21 protein-coding genes and 1 pseudogene are annotated in these 25,681 nt (G+C 61.5%); 8 read left to right on the top strand and 14 right to left on the bottom strand.

Annotation, left to right across the window (positions count from 1 at the left end; all coding sequences use genetic code 11):
- Positions 1–104: 104 nt before the first annotated feature.
- Positions 105–1,835 carry an adenylate/guanylate cyclase domain-containing protein gene (locus QQL28_RS41490; protein ID WP_284275051.1) on the bottom strand — a complete coding sequence of 577 codons (1,731 nt, stop codon included), beginning with the start codon at positions 1,833–1,835 and terminating at the stop codon, positions 105–107.
- A gap of 185 nt (positions 1,836–2,020) precedes the next feature.
- On the opposite strand from QQL28_RS41490, the gene QQL28_RS41485 reads away from it, so the two are divergent.
- The 3 genes from QQL28_RS41485 to QQL28_RS41475 all read left to right on the top strand — a co-directional run bounded on the left by QQL28_RS41485 (position 2,021) and on the right by QQL28_RS41475 (position 4,352).
- Positions 2,021–3,595, top strand: coding sequence for a glycosyltransferase family 39 protein (locus QQL28_RS41485; protein ID WP_284275103.1), 1,575 nt, complete (start codon positions 2,021–2,023; stop codon positions 3,593–3,595).
- 137 nt (positions 3,596–3,732) lie between these two features.
- On the top strand, positions 3,733–4,167 hold the full coding sequence (locus tag QQL28_RS41480; RefSeq protein WP_284275050.1) for a DUF3551 domain-containing protein: 435 nt from the start codon (positions 3,733–3,735) through the stop codon (positions 4,165–4,167).
- A complete protein-coding gene (locus QQL28_RS41475) occupies positions 4,164–4,352 on the top strand; it encodes a DNA ligase-like domain-containing protein (protein WP_284275049.1) in 189 nt (62 codons plus the stop codon). The genes QQL28_RS41480 and QQL28_RS41475 overlap by 4 nt, the downstream gene beginning before the upstream one ends.
- 177 nt (positions 4,353–4,529) lie before the next feature.
- Here the strand turns inward: QQL28_RS41475 and QQL28_RS41470 are convergent, their stop codons facing one another.
- Both QQL28_RS41470 and QQL28_RS41465 read right to left on the bottom strand, forming a co-directional pair.
- The gene (locus QQL28_RS41470; protein ID WP_284275046.1) at positions 4,530–5,558 is read right to left on the bottom strand and encodes a YcjF family protein; all 1,029 of its coding nucleotides are present in this window, start codon (positions 5,556–5,558) and stop codon (positions 4,530–4,532) included.
- Positions 5,555–7,024: a YcjX family GTP-binding protein gene (locus QQL28_RS41465; RefSeq protein WP_284275044.1), complete on the bottom strand. Its 1,470-nt coding sequence runs from the start codon at positions 7,022–7,024 to the stop codon at positions 5,555–5,557. The genes QQL28_RS41470 and QQL28_RS41465 overlap by 4 nt, the downstream gene beginning before the upstream one ends.
- A gap of 196 nt (positions 7,025–7,220) precedes the next feature.
- Here QQL28_RS41465 and trhA point away from each other — a divergent pair, with 196 nt between their 5' ends.
- The 3 genes from trhA (at position 7,221) to QQL28_RS41450 (ending at position 9,774) form a co-directional block, all read left to right on the top strand.
- Positions 7,221–7,916 carry a PAQR family membrane homeostasis protein TrhA gene (gene trhA / locus QQL28_RS41460; protein ID WP_284275042.1) on the top strand — a complete coding sequence of 232 codons (696 nt, stop codon included), beginning with the start codon at positions 7,221–7,223 and terminating at the stop codon, positions 7,914–7,916.
- A 34-nt stretch (positions 7,917–7,950) separates the two neighbouring features.
- Entirely contained in the window at positions 7,951–8,745 is a 795-nt protein-coding gene (locus tag QQL28_RS41455; protein WP_284275040.1) for an SDR family oxidoreductase, read from the top strand.
- Between the two features lie 393 nt (positions 8,746–9,138).
- On the top strand, positions 9,139–9,774 hold the full coding sequence (locus QQL28_RS41450; protein ID WP_284275038.1) for a tyrosine-type recombinase/integrase: 636 nt from the start codon (positions 9,139–9,141) through the stop codon (positions 9,772–9,774).
- Positions 9,775–9,959: 185 nt separating this feature from the next.
- On the opposite strand, the gene QQL28_RS41445 is transcribed toward QQL28_RS41450, so the two are convergent.
- The 11 genes from QQL28_RS41445 to QQL28_RS41390 all read right to left on the bottom strand — a co-directional run bounded on the left by QQL28_RS41445 (position 9,960) and on the right by QQL28_RS41390 (position 22,975).
- Complete coding sequence (locus tag QQL28_RS41445) at positions 9,960–10,946, bottom strand: ABC transporter substrate-binding protein (protein ID WP_284275037.1); 987 nt, start codon at positions 10,944–10,946, stop codon at positions 9,960–9,962.
- Between the two features lie 222 nt (positions 10,947–11,168).
- Positions 11,169–11,549 (bottom strand): carboxymuconolactone decarboxylase family protein, encoded by a 381-nt coding sequence (locus QQL28_RS41440; protein ID WP_284275034.1) that lies wholly within the window; start codon positions 11,547–11,549, stop codon positions 11,169–11,171.
- A 210-nt stretch (positions 11,550–11,759) separates the two neighbouring features.
- Complete coding sequence (locus QQL28_RS41435) at positions 11,760–12,662, bottom strand: ABC transporter substrate-binding protein (RefSeq protein ID WP_284275032.1); 903 nt, start codon at positions 12,660–12,662, stop codon at positions 11,760–11,762.
- A 511-nt stretch (positions 12,663–13,173) separates the two neighbouring features.
- Positions 13,174–13,797 (bottom strand): glutathione S-transferase family protein, encoded by a 624-nt coding sequence (locus tag QQL28_RS41430; RefSeq protein WP_284275031.1) that lies wholly within the window; start codon positions 13,795–13,797, stop codon positions 13,174–13,176.
- A 28-nt stretch (positions 13,798–13,825) separates the two neighbouring features.
- Positions 13,826–14,527, bottom strand: coding sequence for a DUF899 family protein (locus QQL28_RS41425; RefSeq protein WP_284275030.1), 702 nt, complete (start codon positions 14,525–14,527; stop codon positions 13,826–13,828).
- A gap of 334 nt (positions 14,528–14,861) precedes the next feature.
- Positions 14,862–15,452 (bottom strand): ABC transporter substrate binding protein, encoded by a 591-nt coding sequence (locus tag QQL28_RS41415; protein ID WP_284275029.1) that lies wholly within the window; start codon positions 15,450–15,452, stop codon positions 14,862–14,864.
- Between the two features lie 263 nt (positions 15,453–15,715).
- Positions 15,716–16,762, bottom strand: a complete 1,047-nt coding sequence (locus QQL28_RS41410) for a substrate-binding domain-containing protein (RefSeq protein ID WP_284275028.1) — start codon at positions 16,760–16,762, stop codon at positions 15,716–15,718.
- A gap of 223 nt (positions 16,763–16,985) precedes the next feature.
- Positions 16,986–17,969 (bottom strand): ABC transporter substrate-binding protein, encoded by a 984-nt coding sequence (locus QQL28_RS41405; protein ID WP_284275027.1) that lies wholly within the window; start codon positions 17,967–17,969, stop codon positions 16,986–16,988.
- Positions 17,970–18,223: 254 nt separating this feature from the next.
- The gene (locus QQL28_RS41400) at positions 18,224–19,576 is read right to left on the bottom strand and encodes a transposase (protein WP_284275025.1); all 1,353 of its coding nucleotides are present in this window, start codon (positions 19,574–19,576) and stop codon (positions 18,224–18,226) included.
- 236 nt (positions 19,577–19,812) lie between these two features.
- Entirely contained in the window at positions 19,813–21,219 is a 1,407-nt protein-coding gene (locus tag QQL28_RS41395) for an FAD-dependent oxidoreductase (RefSeq protein WP_284275023.1), read from the bottom strand.
- 109 nt (positions 21,220–21,328) lie between these two features.
- Positions 21,329–22,975: an ABC transporter substrate-binding protein gene (locus QQL28_RS41390; RefSeq protein ID WP_284275021.1), complete on the bottom strand. Its 1,647-nt coding sequence runs from the start codon at positions 22,973–22,975 to the stop codon at positions 21,329–21,331.
- Between the two features lie 91 nt (positions 22,976–23,066).
- Here QQL28_RS41390 and QQL28_RS41385 point away from each other — a divergent pair, with 91 nt between their 5' ends.
- Both QQL28_RS41385 and QQL28_RS41380 read left to right on the top strand, forming a co-directional pair.
- The gene (locus tag QQL28_RS41385) at positions 23,067–24,824 is read left to right on the top strand and encodes a winged helix-turn-helix domain-containing protein (protein WP_284275019.1); all 1,758 of its coding nucleotides are present in this window, start codon (positions 23,067–23,069) and stop codon (positions 24,822–24,824) included.
- A 50-nt stretch (positions 24,825–24,874) separates the two neighbouring features.
- Positions 24,875–25,588, top strand: a pseudogene (locus tag QQL28_RS41380) (IS5 family transposase); the annotation flags it as partial.
- Positions 25,589–25,681: the final 93 nt, after the last annotated feature.

Below are 25,681 nucleotides of genomic sequence, written 5' to 3'. Positions count from 1 at the left end.
GTTACGCTGCGAGGCGCTCGTTCGCCGAATCGATCTCGCCGCGGGTTCGCTGCACCTCTCCCGCAAGCGGGAGAGGTAGCGCACCTCGCGCGTGGCTCGCGCCTTTATGCCGCGGCGCGTTCGTCGCGGTCGACGAGGCCGGCGAGCTGCCTGGCATCGGTGATGACGCGCACGGTCATCGGCTCGTCGCGGCCGCGGATCGCGACCTCCTGCTGCGGCAGCGCGTCCTCGGCAAGGCCCGCGGTGAGGCGGACCTCGTCGGAGGCGATCGCTTCGCAGGCAAGCGTCTTGGTCATGTCCTGCAAGCGCGCCGCGACGTTCACGGCGTCGCCGAGCGCGGTGAACACGATGTGGTCGCGATAGCCGATGTCGCCGATGATCACCTCGCCGCCGTGAATGCCGATGCCGAAGCGGATCGGCTGGCGCAAATCGTGGCTCAGGAGCTCGTTGAGCTCGTCGACATGGCTGGCGATGCTGCCGGCCGCGCGCAGCGCCTGGCGGCAGGCGGTCTGCGGATTGGCCGACAGGCCAAACAGCGCCAACATGCCGTCGCCGACGAACTGGTTGGGCTGGCCGCCATTCTCGATCACCGCCTGCGAAACCGCTCCTAAGAAACGATTGACGATGAAGACGGTGTCGAACGGCAGCCGCTTCTCGGCGAGCTGGGTCGAGCCGCGCATGTCCACGAACAGGCTGACGAGATAGCGCTCCTGGCCGATTCTGGCGGGCCCTGAGCCTTCCGTGCTCGCCGTAGTGTGCGGCGTGAACAATTGAAAGAAGGAGAGATCGCAGGTTGGCCGCAGCTGACAGGCGAGGCGGATCGAGGGATCGGTGGTGCCGACGCGCGCAAGCACGAAGGCTTCGCGCTGCGACGGCTCGGGGAGGACGCCATGATCGCCGATCACGCGGATGCGGCAGGTCGAGCAGCGGGCGCGGCCGCCGCAGACGCTGGCATGCGGCACGTTGTGGCGCAGGCTTGCCTCCAGCACGCTGAGGCCCTTCGGCACGCGCACCGTCTTGCCGTTGCCGTAGGACAGCGCAATCATGCCGCCGCGGCGCTCGCGCAGGCCCCGCACGCCGCGCGCGAGCAGCACGATGCCGAGCAGGCCGAGATAGCCGAACGTCAGCCCGCCGGTGATGCGGGCGAGCGTGTGCTCTTGCGCGACGGTGCCGACCTGGCGCTGGGTCAGATTGGCCGCGCGCCAGTCCGCATCGTCGCTGTCGGCGGCGACGCTGCGCCCGCCCTGGTAGATGCCGAGCATCGCCAGCGTCGGGATCAATACGGCCGCAGAGAGCAGCCAGGGCGCGGCGCGCTGGAAGAACGGCTTCATCCGCAGCCAGAAATAGAGCCCGATGCAGCCATGGACCCAGGCGACGACGAGCAGGATCGTCATCTGCCACAGCCGGGCGGAGGATGCGACGAAGAACAGATAGAGCTCCTGCGGATAGAGCTTCTCATGTCCATACAGCGTCTCGGCGAGCCGCACGCCGATCAGATGCGCCATCACCAGCGCAGGGATGCTGAGGCCCAAAACGAGCTGGAGCGGTTCGACCGTCTTCCAGCGGAACTGGCGGCGCTGATAGAGCGCGAAGACGCCGAGCCCGGCATGCACCAGCGCCGCGGTGTAGAACGCGATCGTGACCGGCAGGAACTGCCAGAACAGGACGTGATAGTAGACGCCCGCCTGCATGGCCTCGACCGAGATATTGCCGAGCGCATGATTGAGGAAATGGCTGACCACATAGGCAAACAGGATGACGCCGCAGACCAGCCGTATCTGGCGAATGCCGGTGCCGCGGAACAGTTCGGAAAATCGTGCGAGAGCGGTTGCCATGATTCGGTTTGTATCAGCTCGTCCTGTAGATCAGCTATCGTAGAGTTTAATTCCAGGCCAGAACAGCTCGCCCGATCACTTGCGCGGCATGGGGCCGCACGACAGCGGAGAATGAGGCGTCCACCCGCACATTGACTCCCCCTCCCAAGTCGGGGAAAAGCGCGGCCGTGACGACCGCCCCCGACATGACAGCCAAGCCCGACGGCGCCGCGCGCCGGCACCTCATCATTGCCGCGCTCGTGATCGCGGCGATGACCGCTTTGCGCATCGTCTATGCCTCGACGCTCGAGCTGCGCACCGACGAGGCCTATTACTGGACCTGGTCGAAGGAAGCTGCGCTGAGCTTCCTCGATCATCCTCCGGGTATCGCCTGGCTGATCCGCTTCGGTACCGCGATCTTCGGCGATACCCAGCTCGGCGTCCGCTTCGGAGGCATCGTGGCGATGCTGGTCACGCAGTGCCTGCTCGCCGATATCGTGCGCCGTGTCACGCGCGATGCGCGCGCGATCGTGTTCGCGTTGTTGATGCCGGAGGCGGCGCTCTATTACGGGCTGCTGATGTCCAAGGTCGCGCCCGACGTCGCGATGATCCCCGTCGCGGTCGCGATGTTCTGGTCGCTGGTGCGGCTGACGCAGTCCGGCGACGGCCGCTGGTGGCTCGCGGCTGGCTTGTTCGCGGGGCTCTCGCTGCTCTCGAAATTCACCGCGATCATGTTCCTGCCCGCCGTGATCGCCTTCGTGCTGGTGCCGGATTGGCGCTGGCGCTGGCTGCGCAGCCCCTATCCTTATCTCGCCGCGCTGATCGCAATCGCCGTGTTCTCGCCGGTCCTGATCTGGAACGCGCAGCACGACTGGGCCTCGTTCCGCTTCCAGGGCGTGCGTGCGACCGCGAATTACGGCGTCTCCTGGCGCACCATCGGCGACTATATCGGCCTGCAATTCGGCCTTGTCGGCTTCGTCATGCTGCCGGTGGTGCTGTCGGGCCTGACGTTGACGGCGTGGCGCGGTTACCGCACGCGCGAGCCGATCGCGATTCTGCTTTCGACCGCGGTGCTGGTGCCGTTCCTCTACTTCCTCTGGAAATCGCTCACCTTGCGGGTCGGCGACACCTGGCCGATGTTCATGTGGCCAGTCGGGTTTGCCGCCGCAGCCATCAATCTCGTGATGCTGCCGCGCGAGGGCTGGTCCGGGCGGATGACGAGGTCGGCGACCTTCTGGGCCAACACGGCCGTCACGACCGGCATCGCCTTCGTCGTCGCGGTGTTTCTCTACTACATGGTCGCGCCCTGGAATTTCCTCGGCAAGATCGATCCGATCGGCGCCGAAGCCGGCTATGATGAGGTCGCTGCGCGCGCGCAGGCGCAACTCGACGAGACCGGTGCGACCTGGATCGCGACGACGGATTATCGCACCTACGCCATGCTGCGCTGGCTGTTTCGCGGCCGCGTGCCGGTCATCGAGATCAACGAGCGCGGCCGCTTCCAGGATTTTCGCGATCCCGGCGTCGACCGGATCGGTGGCCATGCCGGCCTCTATGTCGGACGCGAACCCGACAGTCATTTGTCGCTGTGGAATTCATTGCCAGTCACGCGTGAGCCGCTCGAACAGGTCGACCGCCGCTGGCGCGGCTTCGTGATGGACACCTACGCGCTGGAAAAGCTCACCGGCTGGACTCCGGAGCTGTCCCCGCCAAAGGACTCGCCGCTGTTCCAGTGGCGCGTGCTGGCAGGAGATTTTGTCTCGCTGTCCGAGCTCGGGTAGTTAGTGACGCGATGAACTCTCTCCTTGTGGGAGCTCCTCACTGCACGCGCGTGAACCTATTCCGAGAACATTGACTTGGATCAACACTGCCTACGGTCTGAGTGCACCGGTGTTGTGCCGACTTGGAGGAAGTTCCAATGCGCACATTGGCTATCACGGTTCTGACGATGGGTATCGTTTTAACAGCAGGGCACGTCCAGGCTCAGAGATATGATCCGGCTTTTCCCGTTTGCTTGTACGTCGTCTCTTTCGGAACGAGCCCTTACTATAGATGCAGCTACACGACGATGGACCAATGCAGGGCGTCGGCCAACGGTCAGATGTGCGTCCTCAATCCATATTACGCTGGCGCGACGGCGCCGGTGAGACGGGACAATCGGCGTCATTCTCGCCAAGTCGGATCAAGATCGACCGCGCACGCCGAGACCAGATCGTACACGCCACCTGGGCCGCCGATCCACTACCGGGCTGCACCGTACAATCAATACAATGAACCGTATTATGGAGCTTCCCAAGGTTACGCACCTGGCGAAAAACAAAGATTTCTCGAAAGCGTGAGACGATACATGTGACGGATGACGGCCCGACCGTGTTCGCGCACGTCTGCCGCATGGAGCTGGAGGGCGTCGTGTCGAAGCGGGTGGATGCGCCCTATCGCAGCGGGCTGTCGAAGACGTGGCTCAAGGTGAAGAACCCGGCGAGCGAGGCGGTGCGCCCCGGAGTGATCCTTTCGGCCTTCCATTCTTTCCATTGCTGAAAAGACAAGACCAGCGCCGTGGGAGAAGGTGGCGTGAAGCGCCGGATGAGGGGTCGTTTCCGCGAATACCAATGCAAGAGATTCACTCGCGGAGAGAACCCCTCCCCCGGCTTTGCTTCGCAAAGCCACCCTCTCCCACAAGGGGAGAGGGTGCAGTGTCCGAGCGGCGCAAACGCGCTACTCCTCGTCGTCCTTCTTCCGCAGCAGATCCGTCGCGAGATCCGACAGCTTCGGCTGCGGCAATGCCGCGAATGGCAGCGGGCGCGTGACGTCGATGGCGGCGAGCCCGAGCCGCGCCGTCAATAGTCCATTGAGCACGCCTTCGCCCAGCCGCTGCGACAGTTTTGCAGCGATGCCGTGGCCGAGCATCTGCTGCACCAGGCTGTCGCTCGCGGCCATGCCGCCGGTGATGGCGAGATGGGCGATGACGTGGCGCAGGAGCCGGATCATGCCGAGCGCACCGGGGCGGCCGCCATAGAGCCGGGCGAGCTGCCGGATCAGGCGCAGCGAGGCCACGAACACGAACAGCACGTCGATCAGCGCACGCGGGCTCACCGCGGTGACGATCGACACCCGCTGCGCGGCCGACGACACCAGCCGCCGCGCTTCCGCATCGAGCGGCGTCATCAATTCGCGCTCGGCGAGGCGGATCATGTCGGCGCCGTCGATGATTTCGCCGGCGTGGTTTTGCAGCGTCGCGCGGGCGCGTGCGAGCTGCGGGTTTTGATGCGCGATGCGCAGGAGATCCTGCACGATGATGCGGCTCTCGGCGCGGTTGTCGCTGGCAAGCACGCTGGCGGCGCGCTGGTGCAGCTTCTCGATGGTCGCGAGCCGGATCAGGCCGAACGCCTCGCGTCCGACCACCACGGCGAGTGCGAGCGTGGTGACGAAAGCCAGAGCGAGACCGACGATGCCGAGGCCCTCGCTGCGCGCAAAGAGATCCTCGATCAGATGCACGACGCCAAGTCCGACCCCGAGCAGCGTCAGGCCGGCAAGGCCGGACCAGAACAGCGTGCCCCAGGGGAAGCCGCGCCGCACCACGACCGGCGTCTCGACCGGCACGGGCAGCGCCAAAGGATCGGGCTCGGGCGTGATCTGGATCGCGCCGCGGCTGAGCCGTGTGGGCTCGTCGGCTTCCGTCACGACGACGCCGGGGTCATCCAGCCGGAACGTCGCGGGCCGCCGTTGCTGGTCTCGCTCGTTCATTCCAACCTGTCTCCGATCAGGAACTGCAAGGCACGGTCAAGGCGGATGTGAGGCAGCGCCGGCTCCTCGGTCCCCTCGCGTTCGAGCTTCGGCGGGCGGAAGCGCAGGAAGCGGAAGTCGCTGGTCTCGGCAGCTGCAGTCGATAGCCCGCGGAAGGAATCGACACCGTTGAACAGCGCTTCCGGGTCGGCCGGCAGATCGCCCGGAAAGGTCGCCACCTCCGTATTGCCGTCGAAGAATTCGCCGCCGGCACTTTCGCCAGCCGCAGGCGTGCCGAGGATCGACGGCAGTCTGTCGCGGCCGCGCGCGACCTGCGCCTCGCGCGTCGCGCGGACGGCGGCGAGCGCCACCACGTCGATCTCGGCACCGGTGCTTTCGGCGCGCGCGACGGCCCGCGAGACCGCGCGCCGCAGCACGGCTTCGAGTCGGTCGTGACTGGAATGATGCAAATGATCGGCCTTGGTCGCCGCGAACAGGATGCGGTCGATGCGCGGGCGGAACAGGCTGGAGATGAAGGTGCTGCGCCCGATCCGGAAGCAATCCAGAATGCCGGCGAGAGCGGCTTCGAGGTCATGCAGCGCTTCGGGGCCGGAGTTGAACGCGGCGAGCGCATCGGCCAGCACGATCTGGCGGTCGAGCCGGGCAAAATGGTCGCGGAAGAAGGGACGCACCACGACGTCCTTGTAGGCCTCATAGCGGCGCACCATCATCGCCCAGAGCGATCCCTCCGGCGCCTGTCCCTCGATGGGCACATCGAGCGGTGCAAAGGTCAGGGCCGGGGAGCCGGCAAGACTGCCGGGCATCAGGAAGCGGCCGGGCGGCAGCAGGCTCATGGCGAAGCGCTCGTCGCGGCAGGTGCGCAAGTATTCGGTGAACAGCCTCGCCGAGGTCAGCGTCGCCTGCTCGTCCTCGGCCGCCTCGGGCTTGAGCGTTGCCAGATGCGCGTGCCAGCCGGCTGCCAGATGCACCCGCGGCGCCGCGCGCGACAGCGCCAGGCTCTCCGCCGACCATTGCTCGTAGCTCTTTTGCAGCAGCGGCAGGTCGAGCAGCCATTCGCCGGGATAGTCGACGATGTCGAGCGTCAGCGTACGGTCGGCGCCGTTCTGGCGCTGGTAGTCGATGACGAGGCGGAGCTCGCTGATGTCGACGGTGGAGTTCGGCCAGCGCCGGTCCTCGGTCAGCGCGCGCAGATGGTTCTCGTAGTCGAAGCGCGGCACGGCATCGTCGGGCTGCGGCGCGAGTTTTGCACGTGCGATGCGGCCGGAGGCAAAGGCCTCGAACACGGGAAAGCGGCCGCCGCGGGTCAGCCCATGGATCAGTGCGGTGATGAACACGGTTTTACCGGCCCGCGACAGGCCGGTGACGCCGAGCCGGACCGTGGGGTTGAAGAAATGCTCGCCATAGTCGAGGAGCGCCCGGGCCGACAGGCGCGCCTCTTCGACCATTTCCTGGAAGCTGAATGCCATGGGGGGAGGCGAGGGGATCTCTTGCCGGTTTCTTGCCGCCGGAATAAGCAAATTGGACTAGTCACAAAAGTGGCAACGGCCTGACGAAAATCAAGCTTCATACTTCCACCGCGTTTTCGGGCGAACCAGCCCTTGAACGCCATGCCGACCACGGAAGACCCACATAAGAGTGCCACAGCGCCGCCTTCGAACTGCCATGACCGTTTTCAGATTGAAACAACTCGCGTCGACCTCCGTCCATGCCGCAGCCGATGCCATCGGCTGGGACTATGATCGCGCCGAGCTGATCGCCGACGGCGTCGTCCACGCCATCGGCCTGCTCCTGGGCATCGTCGCCGCGACCGTGCTGGTCGTGCTGACGGTGCTCTATGCCAGTGCGGTCGATATCGTCGGCGTCTCGATCTACGTCGCCGGCCTGCTCTCGATGCTGGTGCTGTCGGCGACCTATAATCTCTGGCCGGTGTCGCCGGCCAAATGGATATTGCGGCGCTTCGACCACTCGGCGATCTATCTCCTGATCGCGGCGACCTACACGCCGTTCATCCTGGAACTGAAGGACAGCATCTTCGCGCTGGCGCTGCTCGTCGGTGTCTGGTGCGTTGCGATCTTGGGCATCGTGCTCAAGCTCGGCTGGCCCGGCCGGTTCGACCGCCTCGCCGTCGGTATTTACCTCGCCATGGGCTGGAGCGGCCTGATGCTCTACGACGCCGTGGTCAAGGCGCTGCCGACCATGGCGCTGTGGTTCGTGGTCGCGGGCGGCGCGCTCTATTCCTTCGGGGTGATCTTCCACGCCTGGCGGCGCCTGCGTTTCCAGAATGCGATCTGGCACGGCTTTGTCTTGGCCGGCGCGGCGTGCCATTATACCGCGGTGCTCGATCTCGTCCTGAGCTGAGCGCTAATAAACGCGGCATAAGAGGAGACGTCTGATGCAGGTGACCGGCAAGGTCGTGGTCGTCACCGGCGGCGCCAATGGCATCGGCAAGGCGCTGTGCGAGGTGTTTCATCAGGCAGGCGCAGCCAAGGTCGTAGTCGCGGATATGGAGGCCGCTGGCGCGCGCGCGGTGGCGGCGATCGTGAACGGCGCCGCCTTCAAATGCGACGTCGCCCAGGAAAAGGATATCGCCCACGTCATCGAGGAAACCGAGCGGCAGTTCGGCCCGATCGAGCTGTTCTGCTCCAATGCCGGCATCGGCGGCGGCTTCGATCCCATGTCGGCGAACGCCGGCGGCTCGTCGGACGAGCCCTGGCAGCGGAGCTGGGCGATCCACGTCATGGCCCACGTCTACGCGGCGCGGCACCTCGTCCCGCGCATGAAGGCCCGCGGCGGCGGCTATTTCCTCAACACGATCTCGGCCGCGGGCCTGCTCTCGCAGGTCGGCAGCCCGGCTTATTCGACGACGAAGCATGCCGCGGTCGGCTTTGCCGAAAATCTCGCGATCTCGCACAAGGCCCACAACATCAGGGTGTCCATCCTCTGCCCGCAGGGCGTCGACACCAACATGCTGCGTTCGATTCCCAAGGGCCCGCAAAGTGGTGACGGCGATTTGTCGCCTGAGCAGGTCGCAAAGGACGCGCTCGCTGGTATCGCGCAGGAGACGTTCCTGATCCTGCCGCATCCCCAGGTGCTCGGCTACATGCGCAAGAAGACCGAGAACTACGACCGCTGGATCGGCGGCATGGCCAAGATCCAGGCCAAGATGCGGGAGGAGTTCGGGAAGTGAGCGAAGGTCGGTCCTGCTTCTTGGTGCGATCTTGAGGCGCAACACAGTCCGCCGTCGTCCCGGCGAAGGCCGGGACCCATAACCACAGGGAGTAGTTGTGGCACGAGATCGGGGTCATCAATCTTCGCCAAACCGCATCCTGTGGTCATGTAGTCCAGTACTTTTTTGGTCACTCAAAGAACGAATAAAACGCTTTGAAACCAAAGACGTAGGTGACGTTAGCTGACAAACGACAAGGCTGCCCGAGTGGCCCGGGCCCCAATAGGCCCTAGACCGTTCGTCTTTTGAAAGCTGGCGTCGGCGCTCCGCCGGTTCACGTCCGGCAGGGTCTGAAAGCTGACGACAAACTTAGCAGGTTGAGCATGGGCCACCTCACTAGCTGAGGAGGTTACCATGACCGAAGATTCAAGCATCATCGCAGCAGCCTCTAGGCGTGTCCCTTGGAACAAGGGAAGGATTGTCGGAGCGAAGCCGCCGCTTCGCCCCAAGCATGTCTGGTCGATCCGGACCAAGCTTCAAGTCGAAGGTCGGGTTCGGGACCTTGCTCTGTTTAATCTCGCTATCGACAGTAAGCTCCGTGGTTGCGATGTCGTGGCGCTCAAGGTCGATAACATTGCGCCGACCGGCTACGCAGCCGATCGTGCGAGTGTTCGACAGAAGAAGACCGGCCGGCCGGTCAAGTTTGAGCTGACTGAGGCAACTCGAAAGGCCGTTGACGACTATCTGAAGGCTACCGGCAAAAAGCCGGGCGACTATCTGTTCACCGGCCGGCGCGGATCGAACTGCAGTCTGACGACCCGGCAGTACGCGCGTTTGCTCGCTGGGTGGATTGTCAGTGTGGGCTTAGATCCGCACCTGTTTGGGACACATTCGCTGCGCCGAACAAAGGCGACCCTGATCTATCAGCGCACGGGCAACTTGCGCGCCGTCCAGCTCCTATTGGGTCACACGAAAATCGAGAGCACTGTCCGGTATCTCGGGATCGAGGTCGACGACGCGCTGGCAATCGCAGAACAAGTTGACGTCTGAACTAACGGGGCGGAGCGGATGAACTCCGCCCCACTCAGACAGGCAGCTCATGGGCAGATTCAAAATTGTCTGACCGCACAAGCGTTGGTCCGCTTCTCCTCCAATACCGGACGTAGCCTCGACTAATACAGACGGCAGCGATGGGCCACTTCCGGACTCATGCACCGCACCAAAAGAGCACGCCCTCATTCGATCACCTCGTCGGCGCGAAGGACCAATGACGCGGGAATCGTAATGCCTTGCATCTTGGCGGCTTTGAGGTTGATGATGGTCGTGTACTTGTCCACCTGATAGATCGGTAACTCGCTGGGTTTTGCGCCCTTAAAAATCGCATCAATATAGCGAGCGAATCGGCGGTTTACGTCTTGTCTATCAATGGCATAGGCCATCAAACCTCCGATCTCGATATACTCCCGGTAAGGATAGATCGCTGGAAGTCGAGCCCCCTTTGCGAAGTCCACAATAACATCTCGGTGGGCCAAGTGTTGTGGCCCATCAGTCACAAGCAGGCCATCGGCGTGTTCACGTTGGAGAAGATCTAGAACACGTAGATACTCGGCTTCTTGAGCTAGCCCCTGCAACGGTGAACCCACAACTTTGACTGAGAAATTGTGAGCTGCCGCGCGCATTGCGTCACCACCGGCGCTATTCCAGAATGCTTCTGTACAAAGAAATCCCACGCGACTAGCTGTCGGAGCCACCTCCAGAAGTATCCCGAGCCGCTTGCCGAAAATTTCGATGCCGGCATCGACGCTGATCCCGGTTATATTTCCTTCCGGTCGAGCAAGATTGGTGACGATCCCAAGTGCAATGGGATCATTCATCCCCCCGACGACGGGAATGGAGCGTACAAGCGCTTTCACTCGAAGAAGTAAATGGCTAGTCCCTGAAACGAAAATGAGATCCGGGGACGAGCTGACGGCATCGCGAACCGTTTCGTCGTAGCGCGAGGTATCTCCCTTTGTCGAGAAGCGCAGAACAACGAGGTTCTCTCCTTCGACGTAACCAAGTCGCCGCAACTCGACAAACAACGGCTTGTACATACCGGTCTCGCTTAAGTCGGCAACCGTTGACACAATCGCAAGCCGATAGATCTTGTTCGGCTCAGCAGCCCGCAGCGCGCTCGCCGTTGTGGTGGCCAACAAACCTGCAAGAAGGTCCCGCCGTCGCACGTGCCCCTCCCTGGACCGCGCCTGGGGAGGCGGAGCCTAGCACTTTGTTATGGGGCTGTGAGGTACTTTGAAGGACCGCTTCGGGTCACTCGCGTCGGTTTGCACGTAGGCCGAAGAATTCCGGTCCTCCCCTGACAACGGACGTCGTGACCTGGGCCCGGCAGGTCGGTTTCGTGCCAAAGAAGCGGGCGTAGCTAGAATAGAGGTTCGTCAAGGGGCGCGTTAGTCCTTAGGAGACTTTAGAGCTTCATGCGCTGCTAAGAATGCTTGGCGGCCCGCGGGGGTCCCGCAGTAGACAGTAATCTGAACCAAGGCTTCTTTGATCTCATCGACCGTTACACCGCTGGCAACCGCGGCATTCGTGTAAATGCCCAGCTCTTGAAAGCGGCCGAGCCCTGCGAGGATTCCAAGCGTCAGGATACTCCGTGTCTTTTGGTCAAGCCCAGAACGACTCCACGCATAACCCCACGCCAGTTCGGTAACGGCCCGTTGAAACGTCATCATGAACTCATCAGAACCGGCGAGGTTTGCATCAACATACTTCTCGCCGAGCACCTGTTTCCGCGTCTTGAGACCCCTCTGAAACAATTCGCTATCCGCCACTGATGCCTCCTCTGTCCAGACTGACGACGAGCGTAACGGTTTTCGAGAGATAAGGCCAAGCTGTCTGGGGGCCGGTTGGGTCAAAATGCGAACAACTCAGAGTGAGCAAATCTAGTCCGCTCCGCCCCAATAAGCAGACCTCAAGGTGGGGTTGTCGCCACTTCGCTGATGGGCCACTTCCGGACTCGTGCGACGCAGCAATGGCCCGGCTTATTCGATCACCTCATCGGCGATGGCGAGCATTCTGTCCGGAAAGGTAAGCCCGAGCGCCTTCGCAGCCTTGAGGTTTATGACCAACTCGAACTTGGTCGCCTGCTGCACCGGCATATCAGCCGGCTTTTCTCCTTTGAGCACCCGACCGACATACATGCCGGTGAGACGATAAGCGTCAGCGACGTTACTTCCGTAGCTCATCAAGCCGCCGGCCGCTGGATACTCGCGCCAATGAGCCATGGCGGGTATGGCGTAACGAGCGGCCAGCATAGCGATTTGGCTGCGTTGATTGAAAAAGTACGCGTCGGTTCCAATCATGATCGCGCGGGCTCCTCGGCCGATCAAATTCGGAAACGAGGCATCAATTTCATCTTGCCATTTCGCGGCGGCAACTTGCAGTTCCAGTCTTAAATCCCGCGCCGCAGCTTCAGCTTCGCTACGCTCCACCTGCCCGAAAGGATTTTCGGGGTCTATCAGCAGCGCGATGGTCGTCGCTGTTGGTATGAGCTGATGCAATAGTTCGACCCGCTTCGCGATCACGGGAGTCTGCAGTAGGCACACTCCTGTGATGTTTCCTCCGGGGTGAGCAAGACTTGCGACCAACCCGAACTCGACCGGGTCAGCACCTATCATGAACACGATTGGAATGGATCGCGTGGCTGCTTTTGCAGCGAGCACTGACGCTGTCGCTCCGGGCAAAGCGATGGCGGCAACGTGACGATCGACCAGTTCGGCTACCAGCCCTGGTAAGAGTTCGTAGCGACCCTCCGCCCATCGCCATTCTATAGCGACGTTCTGATGCTCAATGTACCCGGCTTTTGAAAGCCCTTGACGAAATGCGTCATCAAGATGCGGAGTCTCTCCCCGCTTTCCAATACGCACAACGCCGACCATCGGCATAGGCTGCTGCTGCGCGGATACAGTCAGCGGGCACGCTACCGCGGTAGCGAGAAGCCGCCCTATCAATTCGCGCCTTCCAATCGCGGCTGGCATCTGCACGCCTCTCCACCGAGGGCTGCTTACTGCAAAAATGATTACCACGGCGCGACCAAACTGTCTTCAGGGTCAAACCGGGCTGGTGCCGGTGCAATGTCCGCTGGGGGTCACTCACGTCATCTTTGGGCCGCTCGACGGATGTCTGCTTCTCCTAACAGCGGCGGAATAGCAGACATTCCCCAACCGCCGCTTGGGGCCAACAGGCGACATCGTAGTTTTACATGTGGCGGTTTCAGGTCGATGTAGCACGGTACTTGGAGTGGTGCGCGGTCGCGGATCCGCTTGATGAGGTTTCCAGGATACGTGCCCTGGCGCCGCTGACGCGGGAATTGCGACGCAATCACATTCACTCAGCTGCGACCGACCGGTCGCGCAACGCCGACGCGCTGAAATGCCTCTGCGGCTCGCGCGCCGTTCAAGCCGCCGCCGCTGTCGTTTTCGGCCACGGGTCGGCCCAGGCCGGCAGGCGTGCCAGCGTATCGAGCCAGCGCACGACGCTGGGAAAGTCCGCAAACGGCATCTCCGCCTCGCGCCAGTCGGCGGCCATCGACGCCAGATGGAAGTCGGCGACGGTGAGCCGGTCGCAGGCGACGAAGCTCCGGCCTTCAAGGTGATCGTCAAGAATCTTGGCATATGTTTTCAGGTTCGGAACCTTCTCGACCAGCGCTGCGCGGTCCGGCGGGCCGATGTTGAAGGTCTTCTTGACGATATGCTCGAAATAGAACGGGCCGACGGCTGACAGCCAATGGCAGTTGTCCCACGACAGCCAGCGCAGCACCTCGACCTGCTCCTGCGGATTGTCGGCCGGCCACATGTCCGATCCCTGCTTGATGCAGAGATAGGCCATGATCGCCGAGGATTCCCATAATACCACCTCGCCATCGACCAGCGTCGGCGCCCTCATATTGGGATTGAGCGCCGCGTAGTCGTTGGTCTTCAGGCCGCGGCTGATCTCGATGAACTCGGCATTCACCCCGAGATGCCCAACAAGCGCCAGCACGCGACGGGGCGCCTGCGCCTTGATCCAGTAGATCTTCATGTCGGTTCTCCTTTGCGGCTAGCGCGCGTCAATAGCTCAGCTTTGGATACCAAGATGGGTCACGGCCGGCAGGCGTGAGATCGAGAATGTTCCACAGTGGCGCGAGGTCCGGAGCGCCCCTGGGATCCTGCCCGGGGTCGGCCATTGCCCCACTCATCTCGCCGGCCCAGAACAGACGAACGTCATGTCCATCCCGCCGGTAGACCACGAGCGCGGGCCATTCCAAACCCTCTGGCGTGAGCACACCAAGATCCCGGGCATAATCGTTGCCAACCGTCTGAACGAAATCCAACTGCGTCCAGCCGCGTTCCTGGGCGAATGCGATCTGGCGGCTGACAGCGGAGCGGCCGAGCACTTTCAGCGCTGTCCGTTGCTTGATATCAGCAGCATTGCCGTTCAAAGGTCCGAGTAGGTTGGTGCACATCGGACAGGGTCGTTCCCGCTGCGGACCGTACATCCAAAAATAGGTCACCAGCGTGTCGTGCGCCCCGAACAGATCGGTCAGACCAAGCTCGGTGCCGTTCGCATCGACGAAGCGGTAGTCTTTCTTGATCACGGGGCCGGGCGGAAGCGCCCGACGCCGTTCGGCAACCCGGCTGATATGGCGGCGAAGCTCGATCTCCTCGGCCAGCAGCGCTTGCCGCGCGTTCGCATAGTCAGCACTTTCGCCGGGAAACCGAGGGTGCCGTCCGGCAGCCAAGTCTCGGGCAGGGACAAGGGTATCAGTCATGTAAGTCACTCCGCAAAATCGAAGAATGAAGCGCTGAGCGTTGAAACGCCATCGGCGGCAATCCGGTCCACTTGGCGCGCCTCCCGACTCAAGGACGAAGGAACCGGGATCAGACCGACATTAGGTGATATAAAATTTTCAGCCGCGCGAGGCTCTTGGAGGGCGGGCTGCGCATTCCCGCCCTTGTCTTTTGGCCCGCGCGCATTCTCGCCGGCCTAGTTAGTCAGCAGGTGACCGCGAATATGGACTGGCTTCCGACGCTGCTCGCCGCAACTGGCGCAGCACAAGATCCGGCCACGGACTCGTGCAGTGCAACAACATGGGCTCTGTTCGATCACCTCGTCAGCGCGGGTGAGCAGCGCCGGCGGCAGGCGCAAGCCGAGTTGCCTTGCTGCTTTCTGATTGACGACCAGCTGGAATTCGGTTGGGACTTGAACTGGCAGTTCGGCTGGTTAGCGCCACGCAATATCCGGTCAATGTAGGTGGCAGCACCGACGAATATTTGGTTGATGTCGACGCCGTACGACCATTTGCCCCCGAGTGACGGCACGAATGGCGTAAAGCCTGTCACGTTGCGACCCGGTCTGGCAAAGCTATCGACGTAGTGTTTCCCGACCGGATCGCTGACCATCGCAAAGACGGTCGGAATAGTTGAGCCTTCAAGTTGAAGTGCCGCCATCGAGGTATTGGTTACAGCGTAAAGTGCATCTGGCTTTAAGGAGATTAGCTCGCGGGCATAACGATGCGCGAGATCGGTATCCCCATTGTAAATCCGATATTCGATCTTGAGATTTTGACCGACCGCCCAGCCCCGCTGTTGGAGGGCTTGTTCCAGAAGCCGCGTTGCCGGCCCTTCCAAAGTGAGCACACCAATTCGAGAAACTTGGACTTGGGCTCGCGTCAGCTTCGGAAGCGCGGCGGACAAGCCCAATCCAGCGATGAAAATTCGCCGTCGCGTGCCAGACCCCATAGTTCACGACGAGGATAGTATGAGACGGGATAGCCATTTTGGAAGAGCCCGAACGCGGAAGTTCGCTCAAATCTCGTTGGAGCGTCAACTTCGGCTTCGGGTCCATCGCGTCGTTTTGCAATCAGACAGCTACTTCCGGTCTCCCATTAACTTCGGACATTCGTTGCACTGCGCCCACCGGCGCGACGGGCCACAAGGCGACGTTCCATCCTTAAAAATCAGCCGAGCGCCAAGGACACTCCAAACTCATTGTCATTCATAGGCGCAAATTCATAGCGGGGGTACACGTCCTTTGCTCGGCCGAAGAAGAACTCGTCGAACGCTTTCGTAGCACCGGAACGCAGTGGATTGTTGACGCGGGCCAAAGCGATCTGGGTGAAGAACGGCTCAGCGCCCGGAACGGCAACAAACTCAAAGTGATTTGGGAATATCTGCGCCCAGTGCGAAACGAGATGATACCACGTGAAGGCTACGTCCGCGTAGCCGCGGGCGACCATTTCAGGAAGGTCGCGATGCATGATGCCAAGGCGACCTCGAAAATTTACCTCAGCGGCGACGAGAGCATCGGCAGCTGGCTTTCCAAGCAGCGCCTCCGCGGCAGCAAGACATTTCGCACGAACATCGCCCGCATCTGGCAGCGCAACGCTGGTACCCGCATGGATCACATCAGCCAGGCCACGAATGCCGAGTGGGTTGCCTTTGCGGACAAGCAACGCCACACCGCGATTCCTACAGAAGAAGCGCGCCTGAGGCTCGACCACGCCCATCTGATGCAACTGCCGCAAGGGCTCTGGGTAGCCCATGAAGATATCAGGATAGAAACCAGAGGTACGGCTGACCTCGAGCGAGAGGTTGCCAAGCGCAACTGCTCCGGTGCGAATCATCTGGACAAGGATGGGCTGAGGCAATGTGACCAAAATGACGTTGGTTAGATCGAGATTGGCGTATTGCGGCTGGGATTTAGCCCATGATGGAAATGCGCCGACGATATCGTTGCTCGAAAGCACCATCAGGTGATTGCCTTCGGTAAAGATGACCAAGCTCGCCGGCGCTCCGACCCGGCCAATGACGTCAAGCACCGTGTCCGCGTGACCAACGAATGATCGAACGCCCTCGGGTAGCCTCGTTGTAATTGGCCAGACAAGCGGCTCAAACCTAGTGGAATCGACCGCATTTTGTGTCGTGGCCGTTGCTGATTGCGCTTTTGGGGCCCCCAAAGTTAACGCGCTGAGTGTACTGCCTAGGAAAGCGCGCCGCTTCATCATGTCGGATCTCCCACAGAGATTTGGGGGCAGCCTACCACCTTGTAGCTCCTCTTCTGCGCCACAACAGCTCTTGCGCCGCAGCAAAATTACCGGGGTGATATCGGCTCCGGGTCAATCGCGTCGGTTGAGCCCTCCCGCGATGATTTCCGGTCGGCCCCGGTGAGCAGACATCTTCAGGGCCCATCACAAGGTCTCAAACGGGCCAACATCGGACGGTGCGCTACTATTCAAAGACCTCATCTGCACGCGCGAGAAGGGAAGGCGGGATCTCGATACCAAGCGATTTTGCAGTTTTGAGATTAATGGCGAGCAGATACTTGGCGGGCTGTTCAATTGGCAGGTCGGCCGGTTTGGCGCCCTTCAGTATCCGATCGACATAGTGGGCTCCCCGTCGAGCCTCACCGGGAAAGTCCGGCCCATACGAAATCAATCCGCCCGCCTGTACTAGGTTGCGGACGAGATAGATCGACGGCAAGCGTGCCTGGGCTGCGAGATCTGGCACCCGGTGCGGCGGACTATGAAAGATGGGATCGCCCACTATCCACAAGGCTTCTGCCCCTCCAGCCTTAGCGGCGGCAACTGCGCCTGGAATTTCGTTCGTCTCCTTCACGTTGATGATGTCAAGCTCAAAGCCGAGCTTAGCGGCCGCTGCGGGTGCTTCCCTCGGAAATAAAAGGCGCAAAGTCTCGCTCGAGGGGTTGAGAAAAGCCGCGACGCGCTTCGCGTGCGGGAGAAGCTCCCGAAGCACTTCAAGCATCTTGCCCATGAAAGCGCCTGGAACTAGCGTAGCAACACCCGTCAGGTTTCCGCCTGGATGAGCAAGGCTTGACGCAAGCCCTACACCAACCGGATCAGCCACGAAGAGCATCACGATCGGTATGTCCGAGGTCGCCTCCTTGACAGCGCGCACTGCCTGAGGAGTGAACGCGACGATGAGATCGGGTTTCGATCGCACGAGGTCGGCAGCGAACACCGATAACTGATCGAGCCGCGAACCCGCTTCCTTACGTTCAAGGACGATCGTAGCATTTTCTACCCAGCCGAGATTGCGAAGCTCGTCCAACAAAGCCTCGAAGGTGGTTCCGCTGCACGACGGGACGCACAGGATCGCGACGCGTGGTGCGGTCCCTGCGGCTTCGCTTCCAGCTGGCGCACCGAACAGGAGCAACACTGCCAGAAATGCGATCGCAGCTGTAAACCTTCCCATTTGGTCACTCCGTAGGCGACAAGGTATCCGTGATCGCAGTCTGTACCATAGCGACCAGACCTGCGCAGAGTCCAACGCCTGCTTTGGGTCAACATGAGAAGAACTCTGAGTGAGCAAATCTAGTCCGCGCTCCACGAAGCGGACACCAGCGAAAGGTGTCGCCACTTCGCTTTCGGGCCGATTCCGTTGAAAAAGGCCGGCAGTATTTCGTTGTAATAGCTCCGTCGCGACGTGGCCGAACTGCTCTACCGACCCTATGCGAGCCTCGGGGTGGGCATCGGGATCAGCTTGGCCATCTTTCGAAGGTTCTGGGCGGTGGCTGCTAGGATGAACTCGTCGCGCGCGCCGTTTGGACCTCGTAAACGCAAACGGTCGAGCTTGAGAATGCGCTTGAGATGCGCGAACAACATCTCGATTTTCTTGCGGAGCCGGCGCGAGGTGCCTCCCTCCCACGATCTCGCGATCTGGCGCGCCATGTCGCGAGCGCCCTCGTAGATCGAGCGCGGCACTCTCCGTGAAGCCTGTTTGGGGCAACACCGAGCCTTCAATGCGCATCGATCACAATCGCGCTTGCTGGCGAGGTAAAGCATGGTGGCACCATCATTCACCAACGTTCCAGTCGTGGTAAGAACTTTGCCACCAGGGCAACGATAGATGTCCCCAGCATGGTCATAGGTGAAGTCGTCGCGCGAGAAGATCCCGTCTGTGCGGGCCGACTTGTCGAAGACTGTAACGTGCGGCTCGATGCCGTGCTCATAGACCAGCCAGGCGAGCATCTCGGCCGAGCCATAGCCGCTGTCACCGAGGAGCCGGCTCGGATAGAGATCAAACCGCTCCAGCGAGCGCTCAATCATACGCTTAGCGGCCAATACCTCCGCCTGCCGGATTGCCGTCGTTGCCTCAACATCGACGATGATCGCGTTCTCGATGTCGACCAGGTAGTTCGTCGAATAGGCGAAAAACGCTTGGCCGCCGTGTGCCCCCGTCCAGCGCGCCGCCGGGTCGGACGGCGAAACGAACTTCGGGGTAATCTCGGTCGCGGCTCCGAAAGCGGCATCATCGAGGACAGCCAGATACTCATCGATTGCTCGGCCGGCAGCCTCCGGCGGAAGTCCCTTATCGCCTTCGATCCCCTTCTGCCGATTGGCATCGGCCTTGATTAGGCTCGCATCGACCGCGAATCCTTCACCGCCGACCAGTCGTTCCTCGATGCAGCGGCGCAGCACGCTCTCGAACACGCGACGGAAGAGGTCGCTCTGCCGGAAGCGGCCATGCCTGTTCTTGGAGAATGTCGAATGATCCGGCACCGCCCCATCCAGACCGAGCCGGCAAAACCACCGGTAGGCCAAATTGAGGTGAACCTCATCGCACAGGCGCCGCTCCGATCGGATGCCAAAGCAGTAACCGATCAGGAGCATCCGGATCATCAGCTCGGGATCGATCGAAGGCCGACCGATGCTGCTGTAGAAAGGCGCCAGATCCCGCCGGACCTGTTCAAGATCGACAAACCTGTCGATCAACCGCAGCAAGTGATCAGTCGGGATGTGTCTTTCGAGCGAGAACTCATAGTACAACGCAGCCTGTTCGACTTGCCGATGCCCCATCATGATCTTCAGTCCTGCCAACTAGGCCGTGAACCCATAAATCTGCCGAGCGGACGGCTTGCCAGGGTCCGCAATGCACTGATAGTGACCAAATTCCGCAACGCAGCTGAATACGGGAAGGGCCATGAGCCGACCAACCACGTGGTTCGCTTGGACAAGCGCCATTGGCAGGGGGAACGAATATCGGGTCTCGCCGAGCGATGTGCACGCGCGGGAATAATGGTCGGGCTTCGCAAAGATCAACCCTCTAGTAGTGCTGCCATCCGATGTCGATCGATGATGCCTGGGTCCGGTGGCAACGGATGGCTGTCCAATTCGGCCAACTTTGCAGCTATATTCGGCCTAGAGATGACCTCCTGAGGCAGAGCAACGCACATTGCAATTTCAAGCACGCCACGGAATACGTCGGCATCCCATGATGCAGCAACTAGGAGCCTGGCCGTGATCGGGTTGGGTGCCGGCACCGGCGTGCCCTCTTCCAGAGCGTTCATCTCGGCGATCCGGGCGCGGTCCGCAGCGATCTGGTTTCGATAGAACGGGCCGACCTCGCGCTCGGTCTCCGCGTCGAAGTCCCGGGAGAACGCTTCCGGATCGTTGATGTGCCGGCGAGCAACGTCGCGGAGCACCTGTGCGTGCAGAAGACCGACGCTCAAGCCCCGCCCGGCGGACGGATTGGTGCACGCCCATGCGTCACCGACGGCGGTGAATCCCGTGATGACGGGCTGACCGTCGACGACAAACCGCCGGTACCGGTCGAGAACCCCCGCCAGCAGGCGAACGGGTGTGATCGGCTCGCCATCGAGCCAGTGGGCCTGCTGTGGGCAAGCGGAGACGACGCGGTCAAACGTGGTCGTATCACGCAAGGCTCGCATCGCCCTATTCCTCGACGAGATAAACAAAGTGATCGACCAAGTGTCGTTGTCCCCGTACGCCGTAACGACCGAGAACAGGCCCATCGGCGTGAGCGTGCGTCCGATCCGGCGAGGCCGCTGATGTCCCGAGAAATATCGTGTAAAATAGACGAAGTTGCAGTCTTCGGCTTCCTCGATCGGGCTGCGACCTCCGGCACCGACGATCCATTCGCCGGCCGGGCTTCGTCGTCCCATGGCATCGATGACCAGATCGGCACGAATCGCTTCGCCGGATGTGGTGCGCACGCCGACGACGTGCGGTACACCGGGTATGGCCGATGCGCCCGTGATCAATTCGCGAACCTTGGTCCCCCGACGGATGGTCACGTTCGGTGCGGCTTGCGCCATCCCAGCCACCGTCCATTCAACGATCGGCCTCCGGCCGGCGACGCAACGCATGGCTTCATCGCCCGGTCGCGCTGCCCTGTCCGTTATGGTTGGGGGGAGAGATTGACTGTCGAGAAAATCCACCCAAACGCAGCCGGCACGAAGTAGGTCATCGGTCAGCCCGGGCAATTCGCAATCACTGATCATCCGAAACCGCGAATGGAAACTATGCGGTTGCCTGAATTGGGCAACTCCGGGGCGCTCCCACGAGTCCCATCCCTCGATGCAGGCACCAGGGCGATCTTCCGGGTCAGTCTCCAGAACCGTGACGCGGTGACCGTCGCGACCAAGCATGATTGCTGCACACAATCCAATCATGCCGCCGCCGCAAACCAGGACTTTGCTCATCCCTTTCTCCCCTCCAAAGTCGTCTGGCGCGACGAGCCGCGGAAGCGGCAAGGTTTCGTCGCATGATCCATTCGATGAATTGATGGTTCAGGCCGGTAATAGGCACAGCCTATTTCTCGTCGAAGTCCGGCAAGAGTACCCAGCGATGTCCATCGAAGCGCTGCAGTCGGATCTGCTTGATCGGAATATAATCGGTAGGGCTTGTGCTCAGGGTTATGCCGGGCAAGAGCGCAGGCAAGTGCACTCCTTGAAGATGCGTCGCTACGGCCAAAAGATTCTCTCGCGTCAAATCGTCACCGCAACGACGCAGTACCTCGGCGAACAGCGCGGCGTTCGAATAGCCAAGGAATGCGAACTTGTCGTTGATGTCGCCACCCGGGTAATAGGCGCGCATGAAATCAAGCCACGCAAGATAATCCGGGTCATTTGACCATTGCGGGTCGCCGACGCTCTTGAACGACGTCGTTGTCATGACCCCCTCTGACTTTTCGAGGCCCACGGCCGCAAGCACGTCCGTAACCGACGAAGATGCTTGGCTGACAAACCGCGTCGGGTGCCAGTCGATCTCAGAGACCTTGCGAAGGGCCTGGGCGGTCGATCTGGGAGTTGCCGCGATGAAAATGGTGTCGGCACCCGAAGATCGGAGCAGCACGATCTGCGAATCGATCGTTGGATCAGTTACCTCGTATGAGGCTTTGGCAACGAGCCTGCTGCGCGCCTGCGGACCCAATCCTTCCACAAGGCCGGCAACATAGTCTCTGCCGAAGTCGTCGTTTTGATAAAGCACGGCAATGTGTGCATACGGGTTCGCCTGCATGATGTAGCGGGCGGCGAAGGCTGCTTCCGATCGCGCGGGGTAGATCAGTGACATTGTCCAAGGGAAATGGTCGGGATCGTTCCAGCGCGAGGCCACCGTCTGGATGAAGAGATGGGGAACGTGGTTCGAGTTCAGGTATTTTTGAATCGCTGCATTGGTCGCGGTGCCGAGGGATCCCATGATGGCCAACACGTTGTCCTGCTCAACCAGACGACGGGTCTGTTCCATCGTCTTTGCCGGACTGTAGTTGTCATCGAGCGATATGAACGTGATACGGCGACCATTGATGCCGCCGCGCTCGTTGATCATCTTGAAATACGCGGCCTCACTCTTCCCAAAGACGCTCAAGGCCGAGACTGGCCCGCTATAGGGCATCGTCTGCCCGATCTTGATTTCAACGTCACTCACGCCGGGGCCGTAGTTCCCTTGCGCCTGAGCGATCGAAGTACCGTCGACCCAAAGGAGAGCGATAGCCAATAATAGGATCTCGAACTGATGTATCGCCCATCTCCACGAGGCCATCATTTGATCCTTGCGCCGATCTTTGATTTCGCGGACGCAGCCAGGCACGATGTTCGCGAGCGCGGTCACCAGTGGCGCCGCCCATCGCGAAGCGTCCCACGATGCCGCCCGGATCTCAAATGGACAAGCCGGATCACACTCTCCGGCGCGTTCGGCGCGAGGATGCCCGTGGTGAGCACGCCATGCCGGCCGGTCCGATCGACCAACCTGGCCGCCACTTCCACTGCAAAGCGCGGGAAGGAACGGCAGCGAGCCGATCCAGGCATTGAAGGCTGGATCGCGGGACCGCAACGGCGTCAGCTCCGTCGTCGCCGACCACGCGACAGCGCAGATGGGCCATTGGGCGCCGGTCCGTCCTTCGCTACCCCCTTGATTGGTCCCAAAACCGTTGGCAGTTCGCATGGCCTGCTCGCTCATGGCATTTTACTCCTCGAAGAACGATGGTGTTGCCGCTGCGCTCCAGATGCCGCATGATCGGCGAGGTGCACGACCAAGTCTTGCAGCAGCCATGAAAAACTCTGATGGAGTTCTGAAATCGGCGCCGGCCGCCTTTGTCTTCGGACCATTCCGGCTCGACTGCCGCAGGCGCGTGCTGGAGCGGGATGGAACGGCACTGCCGATCTATCCGCGCGCCTTCGACGCGTTGGTGACGCTGCTGGCGAACCGCGACGCTCTGATGAGCAAGGCGAACCTTCTGGACAGGCTCTGGCCGGATTCGACGGTCGGGGAAAATAGCCTCGCGCGGATTGTGTCCGATCTCCGCAAGCTACTGGGAGATCACGGCGACGTGATCGTGACTGTCCCGCGCCAGGGCTATCGTTTTGACGGCGCGGTGCAAATCGAAGCCCCGACCGCGCCCTCGGCCGAGGCGCGCACCGTCATCGCCGTGTTGCCGTTTCAAACGATCGGCACCGAGGCTGACCCGTTGTTGGCCTTCGGGTTGAGCGACGCGTTGATCGCCCGATTGAGTCAGGCCGAGGCGCTTGTCGTCCGCCCCACCACCGCAGTTGCGCATTACCAGGGTGACGCTGTGTCCTTGATTAACGCGGGACGGGCGCTCGAGGCCGACCTTGTCGTCGCCGGCCATGTCCGCCAGCAAGGCGAGAGACTTCGCACGACCGTGCAGGTCCTGGACGTGGCGAGCGGCGCCACGGTCTGGGCCGAACAGGTGGACGAGAACGGGGCTGACATCTTTCGCCTGGAAGACGCGATCGCGCAGCGGGTCGCCGCGGCTCCGGTGCTCCGGCATCTAGTTTTTCCAGAACGGATCAGGGCCAGCGATGCGCGAGCTTATGAACTCTACCTGCAGGCCCGCGCCCTGATCAGCCAGCGCACCACCGAGTCGCTCACGCGAGCCGGCACGCTCCTGCAGGAGTCGGTGGATCGTGATCCACGATTTGCGCTTGGCCATTCCGCGCTCGCCGAGACCTACCTGCTCCGCAGCCTGGCCAGCATGGTTCGCGGTTCCCGCCCCGCGATCGAATTGATGCCCCTGGCAAAGGCGGCGGTCGGCGAGGCTCTGACGATCGCACCGAACCTACCCGAGGCGCTTACGATCAGCGCTTTTATCGGATTCTGCTATGATTGGAGCTTTCGCGCGGCTGAGCGGTCGATCGCTTGCGCGCTGCAGCTGGCCCCGGCCAATTCACTGGCGCATCATTATTACGCCATCGGCCTAAGCGCGATGAGGCGGCACGACGAGGCGCTGGAGCAAATCCGGACAGCGCGTGAGCTTGACCCGACCTCGACTGTGGTCAACGTCAATGTCGGAATGATCCTTTACTGGGCTGGCCGTTTCGACGACGCGTGTGCCCAGCTCAAGAACGTCGTCGCGATCAACCCCAATTCGGCCTTTGCCCGCTTCCGCTTCGGTCTAGCGCTGGATGCGACTGGCCGTTTCGATGAGGCGCTGGCCTGCTTCGATGCGCTCATCGCCATGCCGGAGTCGAATATGCATGGCACCGTGGGGCGCGGCCATGCGTTGGCCCGTGCGGGACTATCACGCGATGCACGGCGCGACCTCGATCGACTGCACGCCATGGCCGGCGAGTGCTACGTGCCCAGCTCCTATCTCGCGGAGATTCATTGCGCGCTGGGTGAAACGGACCACGCAATGGACCTGCTGGAGCAGACTCTGTTCGAGCGACCGGTGATGATGATCTCGCTGTTGAACAACCCGAAATTTCGACCGCTTGCCGACAATCCTCGCTTTCGCCGGATCGTCGGTGAGGTCGGACTCATTTCACTAGCCCAACCCGGGGCTTGATGCTGTTACCGTGGGCGTGATTCAAGCTCTTAAGACCGGAGCTTCGAATCATGCGCTATGAACTCAGCGATTATGAATGGACCGCGATCAAGCCGATGCTGCCGAACAAGCCGCGCGGCGTTCGACGGGTAAATGACCGTCGCGTGCTCGATGGCATCTTTTGGATCCTGCGTTCAGGAGCGCCGTGGCGCGACCTGCCAGCCGCCTACGGTCCCCGCACCACCTGTTACAATCGCTTTGTTCGTTGGCGGCGGGCTGGTGTCTGGGACCGGATCATGGATGCGCTGGCCGCCGGTCACGACGCGGCGGTGCAGATGATCGACACCTCCATCGTGCGCGTACATCAGCACGGAGCCTGTATCGCGGACAACAATCATCAGGATATGGGCCACTCGCGAGGTGGCCTGACCAGCAAAATTCACGCCGTCGTGGACACCAATGGCTTGCCGGTCCATCTCGCGCTCACGCCCGGCGAGACGCATGACAACCGGTTGTGCTCGGTTCTCCTCAGCGCCTTGCTTCCCCAAACGATGTTGCTCGGGGATCGTGCCTATGACGCCGACTGGATCAGGGAGCTTGCTCAACAGAAAGGAGCATGGGCGAACATTCCGCCGAAACGCAATCGCAAAGACCCGATCTGCTTCAGCCCTTATCTGTATCGAGCGCGCAACCTGATCGAACGGTTCTTCAACAAGATCAAGCAATGTCGGCGTGTTGCGACCCGATACGACAAGCTCGCAGCCAATTATCTAGCATTCGTCCGCCACAAGCAGCGCCAAAGCGGCCGCAAGTTCTTTGGGCTTGGATGGTACCACTGCAGCCAACAATTCAAACGAGAACTCTCGGCCAATGACCGC

The organism is Bradyrhizobium iriomotense (assembly GCF_030160715.1).
Taxonomy (GTDB): domain Bacteria; phylum Pseudomonadota; class Alphaproteobacteria; order Rhizobiales; family Xanthobacteraceae; genus Bradyrhizobium; species Bradyrhizobium iriomotense.
Note: the sequence above shows the minus strand (reverse complement) of the source record. Positions and strands in the feature narration are given on the sequence as shown.

Coding starts and splice junctions, on each gene's coding strand:
- QQL28_RS41410 (WP_284275028.1), bottom strand. CDS start 16,762: ATGATGAAGCGGCGCGCTTTCCTAGGCAGTACACTCAGCGCGTTAACT.
- QQL28_RS41425 (WP_284275030.1), bottom strand. CDS start 14,527: ATGACTGATACCCTTGTCCCTGCCCGAGACTTGGCTGCCGGACGGCAC.
- QQL28_RS41490 (WP_284275051.1), bottom strand. CDS start 1,835: ATGGCAACCGCTCTCGCACGATTTTCCGAACTGTTCCGCGGCACCGGC.
- QQL28_RS41480 (WP_284275050.1), top strand. CDS start 3,733: ATGCGCACATTGGCTATCACGGTTCTGACGATGGGTATCGTTTTAACA.
- QQL28_RS41400 (WP_284275025.1), bottom strand. CDS start 19,576: ATGATGGGGCATCGGCAAGTCGAACAGGCTGCGTTGTACTATGAGTTC.
- trhA (WP_284275042.1), top strand. CDS start 7,221: ATGACCGTTTTCAGATTGAAACAACTCGCGTCGACCTCCGTCCATGCC.
- QQL28_RS41450 (WP_284275038.1), top strand. CDS start 9,139: ATGACCGAAGATTCAAGCATCATCGCAGCAGCCTCTAGGCGTGTCCCT.
- QQL28_RS41470 (WP_284275046.1), bottom strand. CDS start 5,558: ATGAACGAGCGAGACCAGCAACGGCGGCCCGCGACGTTCCGGCTGGAT.
- QQL28_RS41465 (WP_284275044.1), bottom strand. CDS start 7,024: ATGGCATTCAGCTTCCAGGAAATGGTCGAAGAGGCGCGCCTGTCGGCC.
- QQL28_RS41385 (WP_284275019.1), top strand. CDS start 23,067: ATGAAAAACTCTGATGGAGTTCTGAAATCGGCGCCGGCCGCCTTTGTC.
- QQL28_RS41485 (WP_284275103.1), top strand. CDS start 2,021: ATGACAGCCAAGCCCGACGGCGCCGCGCGCCGGCACCTCATCATTGCC.
- QQL28_RS41390 (WP_284275021.1), bottom strand. CDS start 22,975: ATGAGCGAGCAGGCCATGCGAACTGCCAACGGTTTTGGGACCAATCAA.
- QQL28_RS41430 (WP_284275031.1), bottom strand. CDS start 13,797: ATGAAGATCTACTGGATCAAGGCGCAGGCGCCCCGTCGCGTGCTGGCG.
- QQL28_RS41405 (WP_284275027.1), bottom strand. CDS start 17,969: ATGGGAAGGTTTACAGCTGCGATCGCATTTCTGGCAGTGTTGCTCCTG.
- QQL28_RS41395 (WP_284275023.1), bottom strand. CDS start 21,219: ATGAGCAAAGTCCTGGTTTGCGGCGGCGGCATGATTGGATTGTGTGCA.
- QQL28_RS41435 (WP_284275032.1), bottom strand. CDS start 12,662: ATGCCGATGGTCGGCGTTGTGCGTATTGGAAAGCGGGGAGAGACTCCG.
- QQL28_RS41455 (WP_284275040.1), top strand. CDS start 7,951: ATGCAGGTGACCGGCAAGGTCGTGGTCGTCACCGGCGGCGCCAATGGC.